Here is a 19,745-nt window from a genome sequence, read left to right as displayed (position 1 = left end):
GAACCAGATGGAGTTCAATGTGCAGCAATTGGAGCGGTCGAATCTGTATCAACTGCTGGTGGGGTGTATTCTGCCCCGGCCCATCGCCTGGGTCAGCACTCAGGACCTGAAGGGAGCGTGCAATCTGGCGCCGTTCTCGTTTTTCAATGTGATGAGCATCAACCCGCCGCTGTTGGGGATCAGCATACTCAAGCAGGCCTCGGAGCGGGACAAGGACACGCTGGCCAATATCCGTCTGACCGGCGAGCTGGTGGTCAACATCGTCAGTCAGCAACTGGCGGAGGCAATGAACGCCAGCTGCGGCGCCTATCCGGCGGATGTCGACGAATTCGAGCTGGCCGGCGTGGCCAAGGTGCAGAGCACAACTGTGAAACCGCCCGGAGTGGGCGAGGCGCCGGTGCGGCTGGAATGCACGCTGCACCAGTGCTTGACCTTCGGCCACGGCACCGGCGCCGGCAACCTGGTGTTGGCGGAGGTGCGGCATATACACGTGGCGGAACGGGTATGGCGCGACGGCGCGATAGACGATGTCGCGCTGCAAGCGGTGGGCAAGCTGGGCGGCGACCGCTACAGCCTGGGGCAGCCGGCCTTCAGCCTGAGCCGCCCTGAGCCGGGTTTACAGCGCGGCTAGGGTCTGGGCGGACAGATCGTCCAGCAGCGCGTAGCGGCGCTGGTATTCGGCGCGCTTCTTGCTGGCGATGTCGGTGATCGCCTTGCGCGCCAGCGTCAGCGGGATGCGGAAGAAGCGCTTGTTGTCGACGGTTTCCGCGTCCAGGGTTTCCCAGAAGCTGTCGTAGTCGGCGAAGAAATTGCGGCGGTAGCGCCAGGAACTGTAGATGTGCTCGCACTTGCCGACTGCCAGCACCTGGTCGGCGCCTACCCGGCGCGCCAACGTAGTCAGGGTTTCCATCGCCAGCCGCTTGGGGAACAGGCCATGCGCCAGCTTGGTGGCCTGTTGCACGCTTTCGGCGCCGTGGGGCTTGCTCGGCCCCTGCAGTCCGCCTATCACCACCACGACTTGATCGTTGCGGCGGGTCAGGGTGAAAGTCAGGGTGGCCAGCGGAACCTTGTCGGCATTGCACACCTGCAGCGACATTTCGCCTTCCTTGTCGAAGCTGTGCTGTTGCGTCAGCAGGATGTGCAGCTGGCCGTCGTTCTTGCCGGCCAGGGTGGCCAGCGGCAAGGGGCCGTTGGATAGCAACTGGCGGCGGGCTTGTTCGCCGAAGCGCTGCTCCAGCAATTGGTAATGCGTTTGCAATGCCTGCAGTTTGCCGCGCACGCTCAGCGTGCGGTACAGGTAAGGGCGGTGCAGCTTGCAGGCCAGGCGGGGGTTGCGCCGCAGGTAGGTCAGCAAGGCCTGCGAGCGGAAGGTGTCCAGCCAACGCAGGGTCCACGGCAGGGTCAACATGCTGCGGAAGACGAATTTGAAGCGGTTCTTGCCCTCGTCAAAGCCATCTCTCCGGGAAAACTCCCCGCTAGCCAGCGACCAGAACAGATCCACTGAGTTGATTACAGTCATGTGGAACCTCATTCTCAAGCTCGTCAGGATAAGTTAAATTCGCATAAGAAATTGTTAATAGTTGTTTAGTCTAGTGTGACTGTATGTGACGCAAAACCACTTTGTCATGATGGCCGGTGCCGTTTTGTTGCATAACGGGCAGGCGGATGCCCCATCTGCATGGGCTGAGCATGCCGGGAGGGGGCTGGGGTGGTTTCAGGCCCCAGGCGGGTCTTTGGGGCGCATCGAATGCAGCGCGGTTTTCTGCATTTCCAGCGTCTTGATCTGCATGGCCAGCACGCCCAGATTCATCGTCAACCAGCCTTCCACCACTTTGAGTTCGGCCAGCTTGCGGTCTATCTCTTCTTCCGACATCGGCGGCAGGAAGGCCTGCATGCCGGGCGGGGTGGCTTGCTGCCAGAATTGGCGGAACAGGGCGAAGGGATCGTTGTCTTGGCTCATGGCGGTTTCCTGGCAATAAAAAAACGGGCAAGCGCTGCTTGCCCGTTCAGTATAAGCCGGATGGCTCAGACGATCAGCACTGGGCGTCCACCGAGGCCAGCGCCACCATGTTGACGATGCGGCGCACCGAGGCGATAGGCGTGAGGATGTGCACCGGCTTGGCCATGCCCATCAGGATCGGGCCGATGGTCACGCCGTCGGACGCCGACACGCGCAGCAGGTTGTAGCTGATGTTGGCGGCTTCCACGTTCGGCATGATCAGCAGATTGGCCGAGCCCTTCAGCGTGGAGTCCGGCAGCGCCTGCTGGCGGATGCTTTCCACCAGCGCGGCGTCGCCCTGCATCTCGCCGTCGATTTCCAGCGTCGGCTGCGCTTCGCGGATCAGGTCGAATGCAGCGCGCATCTTCTGCGCCGACGCGGTGTTCAGCGCGCCGAAGCTGGAGTTGGACAGCAATGCGGCCTTGGGGGCGATGCCGAAGCGCTTGATCGACTCGGACGCCATCCTGGTGATGGCGGCCAGCTGTTCGGCGCTCGGCTCGGCATTGACGTAGGTGTCGGTGATGAAGATGTTGCCGGTCGGCAGGATCAGCGCATTCATCGCCGCGGCCACCTTGTCCTCGTTGGCGTAGCCCAGCACGTTCTCCAGGATGTCGAAGTGCTGGCGGTACGGGCCGTAGGTGCCGCAGATCAGTGCGTCGGCGTCGCCGCGGCGCACCATCATCGCGCCGATCAGCGTGGTGTTGCCGATCACGCGGCGGCGCGCCTGCTCCTGCGACACGCCCTTGCGCTTCATCAACTGGTAGTAGTCCTTCCAGTATTCGGTGAAGCGCGCGTCGGACTCGTTGTTGACCAGCTCGAAGTCCACGCCCGGGCGCATTTTCAGGCCCAGCTTCTCGATGCGCTTCTCGATCACCGACGGGCGGCCCACCAGGATGGGCTTGGCCAGACCCTGGGTGACGATTTCCTGGGTGGCGTGCAGCACGCGCTCGTCTTCGCCTTCGGTCAGAACCACCCGTTTCGGGTCTTTCTTGGCCTGCGAGAACACCGGCTTCATGAACAGGTTGGTCTTGTAGACGAACTGCGCCAGCTGGTCGGCGTAGGCGTCGAAGTCCTGGATCGGGCGGGTGGCCACACCGGATTCCATCGCCGCGCGGGCCACGGCCGGGGCGATCTTGACGATCAGGCGCGGGTCGAACGGCTTGGGAATCACATATTCCGGGCCGAAGGACAGCTCCTGGTCGCCGTAGGCGGAAGCCACCACGTCGTTCTGCTCGGCCATCGCCAGGTCGGCGATCGCGCGCACGGTGGCCAGCTTCATCTCTTCATTGATGGTGGTGGCGCCCACGTCCAGCGCGCCGCGGAAGATGAAGGGGAAGCACAGCACGTTGTTGACCTGGTTGGGGAAGTCGGAACGGCCGGTGCCGATGATGGCGTCCGGACGCACTTCCTTCACCAGCGGCGGCAGAATTTCCGGTTCCGGATTGGCCATCGCCAGGATCAGCGGATCGCGCGCCATCGATTTGACCATGTCCTGGGTCACCAGGCGCGGACCGGACAGGCCCATGAAGATATCGGAGCCGGTCATCGCGTCGGCCAGCTTGCGCCAGCCGTTGTCGTCGATCGCGTAGCGCTGCTTGGACTCGTCCAGCTTCTCGTCGCGGCCGTGGTAGATCACGCCCTTGGAGTCGCAGACGGTGACGTTCTCGCGCTTCACGCCCAGCGCCACCAGCAGGTCCAGGCAGGCGATGGCGGCGGCGCCGGCGCCGGAGGCCACCACGCGCACTTCGCCGATTTCCTTCTTCACCAGGCGCAGGCCATTCAATACGGCGGCGGCGGCGACGATGGCGGTGCCGTGCTGATCGTCGTGGAACACCGGGATGCCCATGCGTTCGCGGCACTTCTTCTCGATGTAGAAGCACTCCGGCGCCTTGATGTCTTCCAGGTTGATGCCGCCGAAGGTGGGCTCCAGCGAACAGATGATGTCCACCAGCTTGTCAGGATCCAGCTCGTTGACTTCGATGTCGAACACGTCGATGCCGGCGAATTTCTTGAACAGCACGCCCTTGCCTTCCATCACCGGCTTGCTGGCCAGCGCGCCGATGTTGCCCAGGCCCAGCACCGCAGTGCCGTTGGTGATCACAGCCACCAGGTTGCCGCGCGCGGTGTACTTGTAGGCGTTGAGAGGGTCTTCGACGATGGCGTCGCAGGGGGCGGCCACGCCGGGGGAGTAGGCCAGCGCCAGATCGCGCTGGGTGGTCAGCGGCTTGGTCGGCGATACCTGGATCTTGCCCGGGGTTGGGAACTGGTGAAATTCCAGCGCGCTTTGGCGCAGTTGCTCGTCCATTCGCAGGCTCCTGATGAGAGATGTTCTTTTGTTGGATGTAAGGGAGATTTAGCCTCGCATTATAAGACTTATGCCAGGTGCGGGCTATGCCGTGTCAGACAAAAAACGCGATGGGCGAGCCCATCGCGTCGGCATGTTTCCTGTGCTGAAATTTCAATTCATCATGCCCAGCATCCGCGGCAGCCACAAGGAGATTTCCGGGATGAAGGTGACGGCCAGCAGGAAGCCCAGCATGGTCAGCAGCCATGGCCACACCGCCACAGTCAATTCGCTTATCCCCATCTTGGTGATCCCTGAGGCGACGTAAAGGTTCAATCCTACCGGCGGGTGGCACATGCCGACCTCCATGTTCACCGCGATCAGGATGCCGAAGTGGATGGGATTGACACCCAGCTTCACCGCCACCGGATACAGGATGGGCGCCATGATCAGCACGATGGCGGAAGGGTCCATGAAGTTGCCGGCCGCCAGCAGCAGGATGTTGGTCAGCAGCAGGAAGGCGACAATGCCGAAGCCCTGGCTGGCCATCCAGGCCGCCATGCTCTGCGGAATCTGCTCCGACGCCATCAGGAAGGAGAACAGCACCGCGTTGGTGATGATGTACAGCAGCATCGAACTCATCGACGCGGCGTTGATCAGCACCTTGGGCACATCCTTCAGGCTCATGTCCTTGTAGACGTACACCGCGATCACGAAGGCGTACACCGCGGCCATCGCCGCCGCCTCGGTCGGGGTGAAGATGCCGGTGTAGATGCCGCCGATCACCAGCACCATCAGCAACAGCCCCCACACGCATTCGCGGAAGGCCAGCCAGCGCTCCTTCCAGCTGGCGCGCGGCAGGCGCGGGTAGTCGAACTTCTTGGCGCGGTACCAGGTGGTGGCGCCCAGCAGCGCCGACAGGCACAGCCCGGGCAGCACGCCGGCCATGAACAGCTGGCCGACCGAGGCGGTGGACACCGGGTTGCCGTCCGGCCCGGTGACGTTCATGCCGGCGGTGGCGATGCTGAACATCACCAGATTGATCGACGGCGGGAACAGGATTCCCAGCGCGCCGGAAGTGGTGATCACGCCGGCGCCGAAGCGGGCCGGGTAGCCCTGTTTCAGCATCGCCGGCAGGATGATGGAGCCGACCGCCACCACGGTGGCGACGGAAGAGCCGGTGATGGCGGCGAACAGCGCGCATGACACCACGCCGGCCAGCCCCAGCCCGCCGTACCAATGGCCGACCAGCGTGGTGGCGAAGCGTATCATCCGCCGCGCCACGCCGCCGTGCATCAGGAAGTTGCCGGCCAGGATGAAGAAGGGGATCGCCATGATCTCGAATTTTTCTATCCCGGTGAACAGCTTGAGCGCCACCGAAGTGATCGGCACGTCGGTCATGGTGAACAGGAAGGTGAGGACGGTCAGGCCCAGCGAGATGGAGATCGGCATGCCGGTCAGCATCAGCGCCAGCAGCAGGCCGAAGATGATCAGCGCGCTCATGGTCGGCCTCCTTGTTTGTCGCGCGGGTGCAGATTGTCCAGCGCCTCGTCGCCTTCCAGGCCGTCGACATGGCCGTGGTCGTGCTTGGGCAGCGCGCCGGTCCTGACGAAATTCCAGGCCACTTGCAGGAAGCGGAAGCACATCAGGCTGGAGCCGGCGGGTATGGCCAGATACACCAGCCACATCGGCGCTTCAAGATCGGGCGAAGTCTGATCGGTGTGGCCGATCTCCCAGACGAAATTGCCGCCCATCACCGCCACCGCGCCGGTGAACAGCGCGCCGGCCAGCAGGCCGAACACGATGAAGTAGCCGCGGGTCTTGGCGGGCAGGCGGTTGATCAGGACATCCACGCCGACATGGATGCCGGTGCGCACGCCGTAGGCGGCGCCGAACTTGGCCATCCATACGAACAGATAGGTGGTGAGCTCCTGCGCCCACGACAGATTGATGTGGGCGAGGTAGGGTTGCAGGGTGGGAATGCCCGAGCCGTAGCGGTGCAGCACGGCGACGAAAGTGATGAGGGTGGCGGCCCCCATCAGACAGGCAATCATCCACTCCTCGAGGTGGTCGAGGAACTTGAGCATGACAGTCTTTCCTAAGCGCGGGAGTGGGGCCGGACACGCTGAGGGTCCGGCCATGGCGCGCGGCGCGTCAGGCGCCGCGCCGCGGCGGCTCCTTACTTGCTGGGGGTGAAACCGGTTTCCTTGTAGATCTGCTTGAGCAGGTCCGGGCCGATGCGGGCAGCCATCTTCTGGTGCACCGGGGCCAGCGCCTTCTTGAACGCATCGCGCTCCTGCGGCGTCGGGACGTACACCTTGGTCTTGCCGGAGGCCCTGATCGCGGCCACCGCCCTTTCGTTTTCCTGCTTGGCGATCTGGTTGGCGTAGACGGTGGCGTCGGCGACCGCGCTGTCCAGCTGGCCGCGCACGTCGGCTGGCAGGCCGTCCCAGAACTTTTTGTTGACGATCAGCGCATAGCCGAGGAAGCCGTGCTGGGTCAGCGTCAGGTTCTTCTGCACCTCATAGGCCTTGCTGGTGTAGAGGTTGGAGGCTTCCAGCTCGGTGCCGTCCACCACGCCGGTTTGCAGCGCCTGGTACACTTCGGAGAAGGCCATCACCTGCGGCAAAACCCCCAGCGTGCGCATTTCCTCTTCCAGCACTTTCGACGACTGAATGCGGATCTTCATGCCCTTGAGGTCGGCGGGGGTGCGGATGGGCTTGTTGGCGGAGAAGTTCTTGAAGCCGTTGTCCCAGTAAGCCAGGCCCTTGATGCCCTTGCTCTCCAGCTTGCCCAGCAATTGCTTGCCGATCGGGCCGTGCATCACCTTGTTGACTTCGTCGTAGTTGTCGAACAGGTAGGGCAGGTCGAACACCTCGAATTCCTTCACCCCCAGCGGGCCGAACTTGGCCAGGCTGGGCGCCAGCATCTGCACCGCGCCCAATTGCAGCGCTTCCAGCTCTTCCTTGTCCTTGTACAGCTGGCTGTTGGGATAGACCTGCACCTTCACCCGGCCGTGGGTGCGCTGTTCGGCCAGTTTCTTGAAGTATTCTGCGGCCTTGCCCTTGGGGGTGTCCGGCGACACCACGTGGCTGAACTTGATGACGATTTCGCCGGCGGCCTGGGCGAAGCCGGACAGGGTGAGGCTGGCGCAGATGGCCAGCGCAGCATGCTTCAGTTTCATGAAAATGTCTCCAATGACTTTGTAGCTTTAGTTATGTATGCAAAACCCGGTTATACCGATGTTATTTTGCATAAAGTAGAAGCTCTCGCCCCGCCTGGCCATTAGGGAATTCCTGCATGCCGTTTTTCGCTGCGGCGCCGGGCGGGCTTGGTATCATCCGGAATCCTCTCCCTAGATGTGACGTCCATGGCCGTATTCGATACCCGCATCCGCCGCGCGCCGCGCCTGTTGTGGCTGAGCGTCAGCCTGGCGCTGATCGCGCTGCTGCTGGCGCTGTGCAGCCTGAGCTATCTGGTGTATCGCGACTGGCGCGACGAGCAGCAAGACAACCTGATCCAGGAGGTGCTGTGGCTGGAGCAGTCGCTGCGCATGCATCTGGAAGGGCATCAGGAATGGGGCGACAACCTGGCGCGCGATATCGCCGCGGGCAAGGTGGACAGCCGGCGCTTCGCCCATCTGGCGGCGTTTTACATGCGGGAAAATCCCGAGCTGGTGACGATAGAACGGGTGGACCCGCAGCATCAGGTGCAATGGGACCCGCACGGCATCCGCCGCGATCGCCGCAGCCTGGGACCGGCCGAGTTCGACGGACTGTGGCGCGCGTCGCGCCTGTTGCGCTCCAGCTACGGCGCGCCGTACCAGGGCGGCGACGGCAAATACCGTTTCGATTTGGCGGTCCCCATCGTGCGCGACGGCCAGCTCTTGGCCGGCCTGCGCTTCTCCTACCAGCTGGACGCGCTGCTCTACCACCAGGTGCCGTGGTGGATCGCATCGAAGAACTACATCAGCATTCTCGACCTGGGCGGCAAGACGCTGGCGCAGAAGTTCGACGCCGCCGAGCATCCCGGCAACATCTCGCACCAGACCAGCTTCGACCCGCCCGGCTACGGCCTCTATCTGCGCGCGGTCAGTTACCGCAGCGGTCTGGGACTGACGCTGCCGGTGTTGACCGGGGTGATTGTATTGTTGCTGCTCACGCTGTGGTATGCGGTGTGGCGCATCCGCCGCCACATGCGCGAGCGCGCGCTGGCGGAGCAGAGGCTGGCCAAGGAGGTGTCGCTGCGCCAGGCGATAGAGGATTCGATGAAGAGCGGCCTAGTGGCGATCGGCCTGGAGGGCGAAATCGTCCGCGTCAACCGCGCCTTCTGCGACATGCTGGGCTTCTCGCAGGACGAGCTGGTGGGCAGCTACCCGCCGCATCCGTTCTGGCCGTTGGATCAGCACGGCGTGCTGGCCGAGGCGATGGACGCGGTGCGCGACAACCGCCAGCCGGAGCTCGGCTTCGATCTGACGCTGATGCGCAAGCGCGGCGACATCCTGGTGGTGCGCTTGTTCGCCACGCCGCTGGTGGAGGAGGACGGCAGCCAGCGCGGCTGGATCGCCTCGATGTTCGACATCACCGAACGCCAGCGCCAGCGCATGGCTCTGGGAGCCGCCCACCGCCGCTTCCTCACCGTGCTCAACGGCCTGGCCGCCGGCGTCTGCGTGGTGGACGAAAGCAGCGCCCAACTGTTGTACGCCAATCCCGGCTTTGCCGAGTTGTGGCTGGTGGGCGACGCCGACGCGCCGTGTTGTGTGCTGCTGCCTGGCCTGACGGCCGGAATGGCGGGTGAGGAGATCGGCCAGGAATTCATCTTCACCGGCGACCAGCGCTGCCTGCTGATCCGCCGCCGCCGCATCGAATGGGTGAATGGCGAGGCGGCCTGGCTGGCGATACTCAGCGACGTCACAGCCGACAGGCGGCGCGAAGAGCGCGAGCAAGCGCAGCAGGAGCGTTTCCAGAACACCGCCCGGCTGATCGCGATGGGCGAGATGGCCTCGACGCTGGCGCATGAGCTCAACCAGCCGCTGACCGCCATCAATACCTACGCCGCCGGCGTCAGCCGCCGCCTGCCGGAGCAACTGGAGCTGCCGGCCGGGGTGCGCGACGCCATCCACGCCATCGCCGAGCAGTCGCGGCGCGCGGCGCAGATCGTCAGCAGCATCCGCGCTTTCGTCAAAAAACACGAGCCGCAACTGGAGCGGGTGGAGCCGGCGCGGGTGGTGCTGCGGGCGCTGAGCCTGGCTGAGCCGCTGGCCGCCAAGCACGGCGTCAGCCTGCAACTAGAGCCGGACCGCCGTTCCTGCCTGCTGGACATGGACCCGGTGCTGATTGAGCAGGTGCTGCTCAACCTGATGAAAAACGCCATCGAGGCGCTGGTGGAGGCCGAGACGCCGTCGCCGTCGGTGCAGCTGCATACCTGCGTAGGCGACGGCAAGTGGCGGGTGGAGGTGGTGGACAACGGTCCCGGCCTGGCCGCCGGCATGCAGGACAACCTGTTCACGCCGTTCTACTCCACCAAACCGGAAGGCATGGGCATCGGTCTCAACATCTGCCGTTCCATCGTGGAATTCCACCGCGGCGAGTTCGGCGCGGTCAGCAGCCCGGCCGGCGGCTGCGTGTTCTGGTTCAGCCTGCCGCAGGCGGGCAGGGCGGTTGAATGAAAATGCCAATGCGATTTTCTTTGTCGCAATAAGGGCGTTGCTGCATCGCGCGGCTCTGGACGAAGCATGCTCAAGCCTTGAGGGAAGCTTAGGCGCGTGCCGCCATTACCGGCATGCCCAGCCGCTTGAAGGTATTCAGAGTTGCACTGCGGATATGAGCCTTTGCCGTCTGGCGCTCGGGTTTATATGAGGCTAGCCGGTCACCCAACAATTTGAAGCGCAGCATTGTCGTTCCGCTCAAACTGCGGCGACGATAGTTGTTCCAGTTCTTTCAGAACCGCCTGTCCAGGTAGCGGATCGCGGCCAACGTGGCATTACGCGTTTGGGTAAAATCCGCATCCTCCTACTGTATGGCATGCGCGCTCTCTAGCCGGCCACTTCGGGGATATTTCGCGGCCAGTGCTACTGGACGCATGTCTTGCCGCTCAAACTGGCCAGACATGCGACGCGGCACGTGCCGCGCCGCATGCTTGTTGACGCCGGCGCGATCGGCAGTGCCGGCCTTATGCCGTCTCGCGCAGGGTTTTGGCCGCGGCCACCATATTCGTCAAGGCCGGGATCACTTCCGCCCAGGCGCGGGTCTTCAGGCCGCAGTCGGGGTTTACCCACAGGCGCTCGGCCGGGATGCGCTCGGCGGCCTTGCGCATCAGTTGCACGATATGCTCCTGCGTCGGGATGTTAGGCGAGTGGATATCGTACACGCCGGGACCGATCTCGTTCGGATAGTTGAAGTTGTCGAAGGCGTCCAGCAGCTCCATGTCCGAGCGCGAGGTCTCGATGGTGATTACGTCGGCGTCCATGTCGGCGATCGACTTGATGATGTCGTTGAACTCCGAGTAGCACATATGGGTGTGCACCTGGGTTTCGTCGCGCACGCCGTTGGAGGTGATGCGGAACGACTCCACCGCCCAGTTCAGGTACTCCTGCCATTGCGATTTGCGCAGCGGCAGGCCTTCGCGCAGCGCCGCCTCGTCGATCTGGATTACCCGCACGCCGGCCTTTTCCAGGTCGAGCACTTCTGCGCGGATCGCCAGCGCCAGCTGGTAGCACGATACCGAACGCGGCTGATCGTCGCGGACGAAGGACCAGTTGAGAATGGTGACCGGGCCGGTCAGCATGCCCTTCATCGGCTTGGCGGTCAGCGATTGCGCGTACCGGATCCACTCGACGGTCATCGCCTTCGGGCGGCTGATGTCGCCGAACAGGATGGGCGGCTTCACGCAACGCGAACCGTAGGATTGCACCCAGCCGAATTGGCTGAAGGCGTAGCCGTCGAGCTGTTCGCCGAAGTATTCCACCATGTCGTTGCGCTCGGCTTCGCCGTGCACCAGCACGTCGAGTCCCAGGGCTTCCTGCTCGCGCACGCTGCGGGCGATTTCGGCCTGCATCGCGGCCTGGTAGCCGGCTTCGTCCAAGGCTCCGCTCTTGAACTGGCTGCGGGCCTGGCGGATCTCGGCCGTCTGCGGGAAGGAGCCTATCGTCGTGGTCGGGTAGGCCGGCAGCTTCAGCAACTGGGCCTGTTTTGCCGCGCGTTGCGCATAGACGCTGCCGCGCTGTCCCAATGCCGCGTCGATCTTGCCCAGCGCGGCTTTGACCGCGGGGTTATTGACGCGCGGCGAGGCGCAGCGCGCGGCAATGGCGGCCTGGTTGGCGGAGAGTTCGCTGCGCACCGCATCGCGCCCGGTGTTCAGGGCGGTGGCCAGCACCGTCAATTCATCCAGCTTTTGCAGGGCGAAGGCCAGCCAAGAGCGAATGTCGCCATCGAGCTTCTGTTCGCTGTCCAGATCCACCGGCACGTGCAGCAGCGAGCATGAGGGCGCGATCCACAGCCGCTCGCCCAATTGCCTGGAGATGGGTTCGAGCCAGTCCAGCGCGCTGGACAGATCGGTCTTCCAGATGTTGCGGCCATTGATGACGCCGAGCGACAGCACCTGGTCCGCGGCAAGTTGCGCGAGGACGCGGTCGACTTCGGCGCGCGCATTGATGGCGTCGATATGCAGGCCCTGAACCGGCAGTTGGCAGGCCAGCGGCAGATTGTCTTGCAGTTGGCCGAAATAGCTTGCCAGCAGCAGCTTGACTTTGCCGGTGTTCAGCGCGGTGTAAGCGGTCTGGAAAGCTTTCTGCCAATCGCAGTCCAGTTCGGTCACCAGCGCGGGCTCGTCGATCTGCACCCATTCGACGCCCTGCTTCGCCAGTTCCGCCAGCAATGCGGCGTAAACCGGCAGCAGGCGCGGCAGCAAGGCCAGCCGGTCGGAATCGTCCTTGGCTTTGCCCAGCCAGAGGTAGGTTACCGGCCCGATCAGCACCGGCTTTGCCTTCACGCCCAGGCTGCGCGCTTGCGCCAGCTGCTCGAGCAGGCGCGAGGCGTCGAGCGAGAACTCGGTCGCGGCGCTGAACTCCGGCACGATGTAGTGATAGTTGGTATCGAACCATTTGGTCATTTCGCCGGCGGCGACGCCGCCGCAGCAAGCGGCGTGCTCTTCGGCGCTCTCGGCCGAACGGCCGCGCGCCACGCGGAAATAGTTGTCCAGCGCATCACCGTGGAAGCCACGCACCCTTTCCGGCAGATTGCCGACGGTGAAGCTGATGTCGAGCACCTGGTCATAGAAGGAGAAATCGCCGACCGGCACATGATCCAGCCCGGCCTGGTTTTCCCAATGGCGCTGGCGCAGCTGGGCGCCGACCGCCTTAAGCTCCTCGCGCGAGGACTGGCCTTTCCAGTAGGACTCGAGAGCGAACTTCAGCTCGCGTTTGGCTCCGATGCGGGGGAAGCCCAGGTTATGCGTAAATGCCATGATTTCTCCTTCGCTTAATAACTTAAAGTAGCACCATCGTAGAGCGGCCTATCCATGAAGGAAAATGGTATTGTTTCATTCATCAATGAATATATTTCATGTAAAATGCCGCATGGCCATTCTTGAACGCATCCATCTGGCGATCATCCGCGCGGTCGACCAGCACGGCTCGCTCACCGCCGCCGCCGAACAGCTGCACCTGACCCAGTCCGCGCTAAGCCATACCGTGCGCAAGCTGGAAGATCAGCTGGGCGTGGCGATTTGGCGCCGGGAGGGACGCAGCCTCCAGCCGACCCAGGCCGGCGAATACCTGCTGGCCGTCGCCAACCGGCTAGTGCCGCAGCTGGCCCACGCCGAAGAGCGGCTCAAGCAGTTCGCTCTGGGAGAGAGCGGCGCGCTGCGCATCGGCATGGAATGCCATCCCTGCTATCAGTGGTTGCTGAAGATCGTCTCGCCCTACCTGGCTTCTTGGCCGACCGTCGATGTCGACGTAAAGCAGAAATTCCAGTTCGGTGGCATCGGCGCGCTGTTCGGCTACGAGATAGACATGCTGGTCACCCCGGACCCGCTCTTCAAGCCGGGGCTGCGCTTCGTGCCGGTGTTCGATTATGAACAGGTGCTGGTGGTGGGGCCTGGACATCCGCTGCGCGATGTCGCGCATGCCAAGCCGGAACATCTGATCGAAGAAACGCTGATCACTTACCCGGTCTCGATAGACCGGCTAGACATCTATACTCAGTTCTTGATGCCGGCGGGCATCCGCCCCAAGCGGCACAAGCCGATCGAAACCACCGACATCATGCTGCAGATGGTGGCCAGCGGCCGTGGCGTCGCCGCCCTGCCGCGCTGGCTGGCGGAGGAATATGCCGCCAAACTCGACGTCGCCGCCGTGCGGCTGGGACGCCATGGCATCGCCAAGCAGATCTTCCTCGGCATTCGCGAGACCGATGCCGACATCGACTATATCGGCGCCTTTATCCAATTGGCCCGCGCGCATCAGGAACACACGCGGAAAACGACATGAACGACTTCAAACGCCAACCTTTGCCGCTGCCCAACGGACAAGACAAGGTATTGCTGCATTCCTGCTGCGCGCCGTGCAGCGGCGAAGTGATGGAGGCCATGGTTGCCTCCGGGATCGACTTCACGATCTTTTTCTACAACCCCAATATCCATCCGCTCAAAGAGTACGAACTGCGCAAGAACGAGAACATCCGCTTTGCCGAGCAGTTCGGCGTGCCGTTTATCGACGCCGACTATGACCGCGACAACTGGTTTGAACGGGCCAAGGGCATGGAGCACGAGCCGGAACGGGGCATCCGCTGCACCATGTGCTTCGACATGCGCTTCGAGCGCACCGCGCTGTACGCGCACGAGCATGGCTTCCCGGTCATCAGCAGCTCGCTGGGAATTTCGCGCTGGAAAGACATGAACCAGATCAACGACTGCGGCCATCGCGCCGCCTCCCGCTACCCCGGCCTGAGCTATTGGGACTACAACTGGCGCAAGGGCGGCGGCTCGGCGCGCATGATAGAAATCAGCAAGCGCGAAAACTTCTACCAGCAGGAATATTGCGGCTGCGTGTATTCGCTGCGCGACAGCAACAACCATCGCGTATCGCTGGGACGCGAGCGGATCAAGCTGGGCGTGCTCTTCTATGGCCAGGAGAAAGTCTGATCAGGTTGGGGCTAGGCTGATATCTTCCGGAACTTGCCGGTGGTATGACCGTTTACCTTAAGGCGCCCTGGCTACGTGCCGAAAGCGCGATAACACGGGTTTGTGTGAACGTGGCGGGCTCGCTTATGTTTTCCCATGGGCTTTTCTCATCGCCCGCCATTTCCGCAGTATTCTTCTTCACGCGGCATGAGGCAGTCGAACCTGCGCCAGGCAAGCTTCTCGCTGCACGGCGTTTTTGCTGGGGCGCTTTGCGTCTTGGCCAACTGCCGTTTCCGAGCTGTGGAGGTTGTTCCGGCAGTAGGGCGGCTCGAAACAAGCCAGGGCCGTGTGGCGTGGACTGGATGATTCCGCCGAGCGCTTGGGTTAGGGCGGCGCCGAAAGCGCTAGTCCTGCCTCAGCGTTGCTATCACCAATGCCACGGCGCGCGATGCCTGGCGGCGGCTGGTGTAATAGAGATGGTATCCGACATGGGTGGGAAACCAGTCCTTCAGCACCCAGGCCAGCCGTCCGGCATCGACGTGGGCTTCGACCAGCTCTTTGGGCAGATAGGCCAGGCCCAGGCCCCCCAGCGCGGCATCGAGCATCTGGTAAGTGGAGCTCAGCACCAGTTGCCCATCCACGCGCACTTGCAACTCGCGCGCGCCATTGCGCAACTCCCACGGCATCAAGGACTCATGGGTAGGCAGCCGCAGATTGATGCAGTTGTGCCGCGTCAGGTCCTGAGGCGTTTCCGGTGCGAGGCGGTCAGCCAGGTAGGCCGGCGCGGCCACGATGGCCATCGTCATGTCCGGACCGATGCGTGCGGCAATCATGTCTTTTTCCACCTGGCCGCCCAGGCGGATGCCTATGTCGTAGCCTTGCTCGGCGATATTGACCAGTCCATAGTCATTGCTCAACTCGATGCGCAGATCGGGATACTGCCGCAGCAAGGGGTGCAGCCGCGGCCACACATAGGTGTTGGCGGCGTAATCCGTTGTGGTGATGCGCACCGTGCCGCTGGGATGGTCGCGTAATTTGCGCAGCGTTTCGAGTTCTCGATCGATTTCCTCAAGCCGCGGGGCGATGGCGGCCAGCATGCGGCGGCCGGCCTCGGTAAGCGCCACGCTGCGCGTGGTGCGGGTAAACAGCAATAGCCCCATGCGCGCCTCTAGCGCCCGGATGGTGCGGCTGGTTGCCGATTGCGAGAGGCCTAGCTGCGCTGCCGCGCGGGTGAAGTTGCGCTCGCGGGCCACAGTGATGAAGGTCAGCAGGTCGTTCAGGTTTTCTCGAATCATTCATGCTCCATGGCATAAGCGCATGCCGATTCTGCCAGCTTATCGGCGTCGGCGGCATTCTATAAAGTATTCACCACTGAGACGCTGCCGTATCGGCGCCGCCAATCATCGTTTTTGATCAGGAAAATTCGCCATGGAACTGAAGCGCGCAGGTTCGCAGCCTTCGATACAAGGATCAGATGATTATTTCACCGGCACCGTGCGCATCGACCCGCTCAACGCTCCGCCAGAACCGGCCCGGGTATCGGTGGCTAGCGTGACGTTTGAGCCGGGCGCGCGTTCGGCATGGCATACCCACCCCTTGGGGCAGACGCTGATCGTGACCGCTGGCTGCGGCTGGACCCAATGCGCGGGCGGGCCTATCGTCGAAATCCGCGCGGGCGACGTGATCTGGTGTCCGCCGGGCCGCAAGCATTGGCATGGCGCGTCGGCAACCACCTCGATGACCCACATCGCGGTGCAGGAGTCGCTCAACGGCAAGAATGTGGAGTGGCTGGAGAAAGTGACCGACGAGGAATACATGGTCGGCCCGACCGGCTCTGCCCATTCTCATAGCCATGCTTGACCGGCGCCGCGATACGGAGAATACGTTATGAGCGGCACCACGCAAGCAGGCCCCAGCCTGGAGGCTATCCGCAGCGTCGCTCCGGCGCTGGCGCACTTTACCGAGACCGCCTCGGCGGACTGTGGGATCGCCCCGAGTTGAGCCGGCGCGACCGCAGCATGGTCACGCTGGCCGCACAGATCGCGTGCAACCAGACCGGCCAGTTGGGCGGCACTCTGGATTACGCGCTCGCCCACGAAGTGAGGCCGGGAGAAATCGCCGAGGTACTGACCCATCTGGCGTTTCATGCCGGTTGGGGCAACGCCATGGCCGCGGTGTCGCCGGTGCGCGACGCGTTTGCGCGCCATCAGGTCAACCCGGCCGACGGACCTTGCCTTGCTGCCCTTGAACGAAGCCGCCGAAGCGCAGCGCGCGGCCAATGTGCAGGACAATTTCGGCGCGGTGGCGCCGGACGTGGTGCGCAATACCGCCGACCTGCTATGCCGCAATCTGTGGCTGCGTCCGGCGTTGGCTCCGCGCGACCGCAGCTTGGTTACGGTCAGCGCGCTGGTGGCGGCTGGCCAGGTTGCGCAGATTCTCTACCATCTGAACCGTGCCATGGACAATGCTCTGACCCAGGCCCAGGCGGCTGAAGCGCTGACGCAGCTGGCGTTCCATGCCGGCTGGCCGCATGTGTTCTCCGCCATGCCGGCGTTCAAGGAGGTCTTTGCCAGCCGGGCGCAATGATGCGGCGCGGTGAAAACGCCGCGCGCCTGATCTTGATCGCTGCCTTGATTGCCGGCTGCCTATTCGCATGCGTTTGCGGCTGGTCTGTTGCCGCCGTTTCCGTCGGCATTCTGCGGCGATGCCGGATTGGCGTTTGCCAAGGTCGGCAGATGTCGGCAAGACCGCCCCGCGCGGAGTGTGCCGTTTCAGGGGAACGCTTGGGTTCCCACTGGCATTCGATGGTTCGTCTTTCCCATTCTTCCGAATATGATTTCGGCATTTTTCTGCGTAGAATCAGACTCCTGCACCCGCTGGGCGACTCCTATCCGATGTCGGGGCTGGTCTCTGTCAAATCCGTGCGTGCCGGTTCCGGCACGCAAGCGCAGGAGAGTCATCGTGTCAAAACCGTTCATCGCCCGAGGCGCAGCCTTGCTCGCCCTGGCCTGCCAATTGCCAGGCGCGCATGCGGCTGCCGGCTATCAGGCGCTGGTGCAGCGCACCGCATACGGCATTCCGCACATCACCGCCAGCAATGAAAGAAACCTGGGATACGGCGTCGGCTATGCCTACGCGCAAGACAATTTCTGCCTGCTGGCCGAGGAGATTGCCACCGCGCGCGGCCAGCGTTCGCGTTATTTCGGCATGTCTGGCAGCTATGACAGCCCGGACAGCGAACCGATACCCAATACGCTCAGCGATTTCTATTACGCGTTTTTGAATTCGGATCAGGCCGTCGGGGCCAGTTACAATCGCCAGCCCGGCGAGGTGAAGAACCTGATCGACGGCTATGCGGCCGGGGTCAACCGCTATCTGCGCGAGACCGGTGTTGGCAGCCTGCCGACGGCTTGCCGAAACCAGCTGTGGGCGCGGCCGCTGGAGGGCCTGGACCTGATCCGCATGATGCGGCGTTACGCGGTGACATCGTCCGGCGCGCAATTCATCGCGGCGCTGCAGGCGGCCGCGCCGCCGGCGCCCGGCGCTGCGCGCCAGTTGCGGCTGCCGTCCGCCGGGGAGCCGCTGCGCGGCTTGTACGGCAGGCAGCGCAATAGCCGGCATATGGGTTCCAACGCCATCGCGCTGGGACGCGAGGCCACCCAGTCTGGCGCGGGCATGCTGTATGCCAATCCGCATTTTCCGTGGACCGGCGCTTACCGGTTTTACGAGCAGCACCTGACCATACCCGGCAAGGTCGATGTGATGGGCGTCTCTCTGGGAGGGCTGCCGCTTGTCAACATAGGTTTCAACCGCGCCGTCGCCTGGACCCATACCGTCAACACCTCGCAGCATTTCACCCTGTTTGCTTTGCATCTGGTGCCGGGAGACCCGCTGCGCTATGTCGTCGACGGCGAGGTCAAACCATTGAAGCCCGCCACGGTGAGCATTGTCGGTCGCGACGCCAATGGCGCATACCGCACGCTGAAACATACTTTCTACCTGAGCGAGCTGGGGCCGATCGTGGCGCTCCCGGGACAACTGGATTGGGATGGCGCCACCGCTTATGCGCTGGCCGACGCCAATCAGGCCAACGACCGGTTGCTGGATGCCTGGTGGCGGATGAGCCAGGCCGGCTCATTGCCGGCGCTGCGCGCCGTAGTGGAGTCGACGCTGGGCTTGCCATGGGTGCATACGCTGGCGGTGGACCGGGCCGGCAGCGTTTATTTCGGCGATGTCACCGTGGTGCCCAATGTCGACAAGGCCAAGCAAGACGCCTGCGTGCCGGCGGCGGCGCGCCCGCTGCTGGGCCAGGGCGTGATGGTGCTGGATGGCGGCAGCGCCGCTTGCCGCTGGAGCAATGCCGCGGGAACGCCGCAACCGGGCATTTTTGCTGCCAGGGATCTGCCTGCCATCACGCGCAGGGACTTTGTCCAGAACAGCAACGACAGCGCCTGGCTGACCAACCCCGCGCAGCCGCTGACCGGCTACCCCGATATCGTCAGCGCGGCCGGCAAGGAGCTGAGCGCGCGCACCCGCTACGGCTTGCAGGAAATCCAGGCGCGGCTGGGAGGGCGCGGCTGGGGCCGTTTCTCCGTGGCCGGCGTGCAGGCGATGGGGCTGGCCAACCGATCCTACTATGCGTCCTTGCTGCTGGATGATCTCAACGGGCTGTGCCGGACATCCGGCGCCGGCCAGGCGCCCGCGGACGCTTGCCGGGTGTTGGCCGGTTGGGATGGCAAGGCGGAGCTGGACAGCGTGGGCTGGCCGCTGTTCCAGGCCTGGAGGGAGCAGATGAACGGCAGCGGCGTGGATTACTGGACGCAGGCTTTTGATTCCGCCCGCCCGCTGGATACGCCGCGCGGCCTGCGCATCGGCGATCCGGCCGTCGCCGCCGCCGCCCGTACCGCGCTGTTCAATGCGGTCAAGGCCTTGAAGTTAGCCGGCATCGATTATGCCAAGCCCTGGGGCGATATCCAGGTGGCGGTGCGCGGCGCGCGGCAGATTCCCATCCACGGCGGCGGCGGGGAGGACACCTACAATGTCATCGAAAGCAGCCCGTTGGGCAATGGCGAGCTCAATCCCGGATTCGGCTCCTCATTCGTGATGACGGTATCGTTTGAAACCGGCATGCCGCGCGCGCAGGCTTTCCTCACCTATTCGCAGTCCAGCAATCCCGACTCGCCGCATTACGGCGACCAGACCGAGCGCTTCAGCCGCAAGCAGTGGATCAGCCTGCCATATACCCAGGGCGAGATCCGCCGCGATCCGGCGTATTCCTTCCGCTGGCTGAGGGAGTAGTCCGGGCGCAGGTGAAAAATTGCCGGGAAACGCGCAAGCGTTTTC

16 protein-coding genes and 1 pseudogene are annotated in these 19,745 nt (G+C 63.6%); 8 read left to right on the top strand and 9 right to left on the bottom strand.

Going from position 1 to position 19,745, the window contains the following annotated elements:
* Positions 1-7: 7 nt before the first annotated feature.
* Positions 8-631: a flavin reductase family protein gene (locus BI344_RS00720; protein WP_071111061.1), complete on the top strand. Its 624-nt coding sequence runs from the start codon at positions 8-10 to the stop codon at positions 629-631.
* Here the strand turns inward: BI344_RS00720 and BI344_RS00715 are convergent.
* The 6 genes from BI344_RS00715 to BI344_RS00690 all read right to left on the bottom strand — a co-directional run bounded on the left by BI344_RS00715 (position 617) and on the right by BI344_RS00690 (position 7,467).
* Positions 617-1,519 (bottom strand): VirK/YbjX family protein, encoded by a 903-nt coding sequence (locus tag BI344_RS00715; protein WP_158020726.1) that lies wholly within the window; start codon positions 1,517-1,519, stop codon positions 617-619. The genes BI344_RS00720 and BI344_RS00715 overlap by 15 nt on opposite strands.
* 195 nt (positions 1,520-1,714) lie before the next feature.
* Positions 1,715-1,960 carry a PhaM family polyhydroxyalkanoate granule multifunctional regulatory protein gene (locus BI344_RS00710; protein ID WP_071111059.1) on the bottom strand — a complete coding sequence of 82 codons (246 nt, stop codon included), beginning with the start codon at positions 1,958-1,960 and terminating at the stop codon, positions 1,715-1,717.
* Positions 1,961-2,033: 73 nt separating this feature from the next.
* Entirely contained in the window at positions 2,034-4,304 is a 2,271-nt protein-coding gene (locus BI344_RS00705; protein WP_071111058.1) for an NADP-dependent malic enzyme, read from the bottom strand.
* A 153-nt stretch (positions 4,305-4,457) separates the two neighbouring features.
* The gene (locus tag BI344_RS00700) at positions 4,458-5,786 is read right to left on the bottom strand and encodes a TRAP transporter large permease (protein WP_071111057.1); all 1,329 of its coding nucleotides are present in this window, start codon (positions 5,784-5,786) and stop codon (positions 4,458-4,460) included.
* Positions 5,783-6,370 carry a TRAP transporter small permease gene (locus tag BI344_RS00695; RefSeq protein ID WP_071111056.1) on the bottom strand — a complete coding sequence of 196 codons (588 nt, stop codon included), beginning with the start codon at positions 6,368-6,370 and terminating at the stop codon, positions 5,783-5,785. Before BI344_RS00695 ends, BI344_RS00700 begins: the two co-directional genes overlap by 4 nt.
* A 92-nt stretch (positions 6,371-6,462) precedes the next feature.
* The gene (locus BI344_RS00690) at positions 6,463-7,467 is read right to left on the bottom strand and encodes a TRAP transporter substrate-binding protein (protein WP_071111055.1); all 1,005 of its coding nucleotides are present in this window, start codon (positions 7,465-7,467) and stop codon (positions 6,463-6,465) included.
* A gap of 186 nt (positions 7,468-7,653) precedes the next feature.
* On the opposite strand from BI344_RS00690, the gene BI344_RS00685 reads away from it, so the two are divergent.
* Complete coding sequence (locus BI344_RS00685) at positions 7,654-9,951, top strand: PAS domain-containing sensor histidine kinase (RefSeq protein WP_071111054.1); 2,298 nt, start codon at positions 7,654-7,656, stop codon at positions 9,949-9,951.
* 88 nt (positions 9,952-10,039) lie between these two features.
* On the opposite strand, the gene BI344_RS24245 is transcribed toward BI344_RS00685, so the two are convergent.
* A complete protein-coding gene (locus BI344_RS24245; RefSeq protein WP_158021014.1) occupies positions 10,040-10,177 on the bottom strand; it encodes a hypothetical protein in 138 nt (45 codons plus the stop codon).
* 277 nt (positions 10,178-10,454) lie between these two features.
* Complete coding sequence (metE, locus tag BI344_RS00680) at positions 10,455-12,746, bottom strand: 5-methyltetrahydropteroyltriglutamate--homocysteine S-methyltransferase (RefSeq protein WP_071111053.1); 2,292 nt, start codon at positions 12,744-12,746, stop codon at positions 10,455-10,457.
* A 112-nt stretch (positions 12,747-12,858) separates the two neighbouring features.
* On the opposite strand from metE, the gene BI344_RS00675 reads away from it, so the two are divergent.
* Positions 12,859-13,770 carry a LysR family transcriptional regulator gene (locus tag BI344_RS00675; protein ID WP_071112008.1) on the top strand — a complete coding sequence of 304 codons (912 nt, stop codon included), beginning with the start codon at positions 12,859-12,861 and terminating at the stop codon, positions 13,768-13,770.
* Positions 13,767-14,423 carry an epoxyqueuosine reductase QueH gene (locus BI344_RS00670; protein WP_071111052.1) on the top strand — a complete coding sequence of 219 codons (657 nt, stop codon included), beginning with the start codon at positions 13,767-13,769 and terminating at the stop codon, positions 14,421-14,423. Before BI344_RS00675 ends, BI344_RS00670 begins: the two co-directional genes overlap by 4 nt.
* A gap of 383 nt (positions 14,424-14,806) precedes the next feature.
* Here the strand turns inward: BI344_RS00670 and BI344_RS00665 are convergent, their stop codons facing one another.
* Entirely contained in the window at positions 14,807-15,697 is an 891-nt protein-coding gene (locus BI344_RS00665; protein ID WP_071111051.1) for a LysR family transcriptional regulator, read from the bottom strand.
* Positions 15,698-15,830: 133 nt separating this feature from the next.
* Between BI344_RS00665 and BI344_RS00660 the strand changes: the two genes are divergently transcribed.
* From BI344_RS00660 to BI344_RS00650, 4 genes and pseudogenes are all read left to right on the top strand, one after another.
* A complete protein-coding gene (locus tag BI344_RS00660) occupies positions 15,831-16,262 on the top strand; it encodes a (R)-mandelonitrile lyase (RefSeq protein WP_071111050.1) in 432 nt (143 codons plus the stop codon).
* A pseudogene (locus BI344_RS26035) lies at positions 16,259-16,576 on the top strand (carboxymuconolactone decarboxylase family protein); the annotation flags it as partial. The gene BI344_RS00660 and the pseudogene BI344_RS26035, both read left to right, overlap by 4 nt.
* Positions 16,577-16,637: 61 nt before the next feature.
* Positions 16,638-16,988: a carboxymuconolactone decarboxylase family protein gene (locus BI344_RS24665; RefSeq protein WP_206600304.1), complete on the top strand. Its 351-nt coding sequence runs from the start codon at positions 16,638-16,640 to the stop codon at positions 16,986-16,988.
* A 375-nt stretch (positions 16,989-17,363) separates the two neighbouring features.
* Positions 17,364-19,700, top strand: coding sequence for a penicillin acylase family protein (locus BI344_RS00650; RefSeq protein WP_158021012.1), 2,337 nt, complete (start codon positions 17,364-17,366; stop codon positions 19,698-19,700).
* Positions 19,701-19,745 lie beyond the last annotated feature (45 nt).

The organism is Chromobacterium sphagni (assembly GCF_001855555.1).
GTDB lineage: Bacteria > Pseudomonadota > Gammaproteobacteria > Burkholderiales > Chromobacteriaceae > Chromobacterium > Chromobacterium sphagni.
Note: the sequence above shows the minus strand (reverse complement) of the source record. Positions and strands in the feature narration are given on the sequence as shown.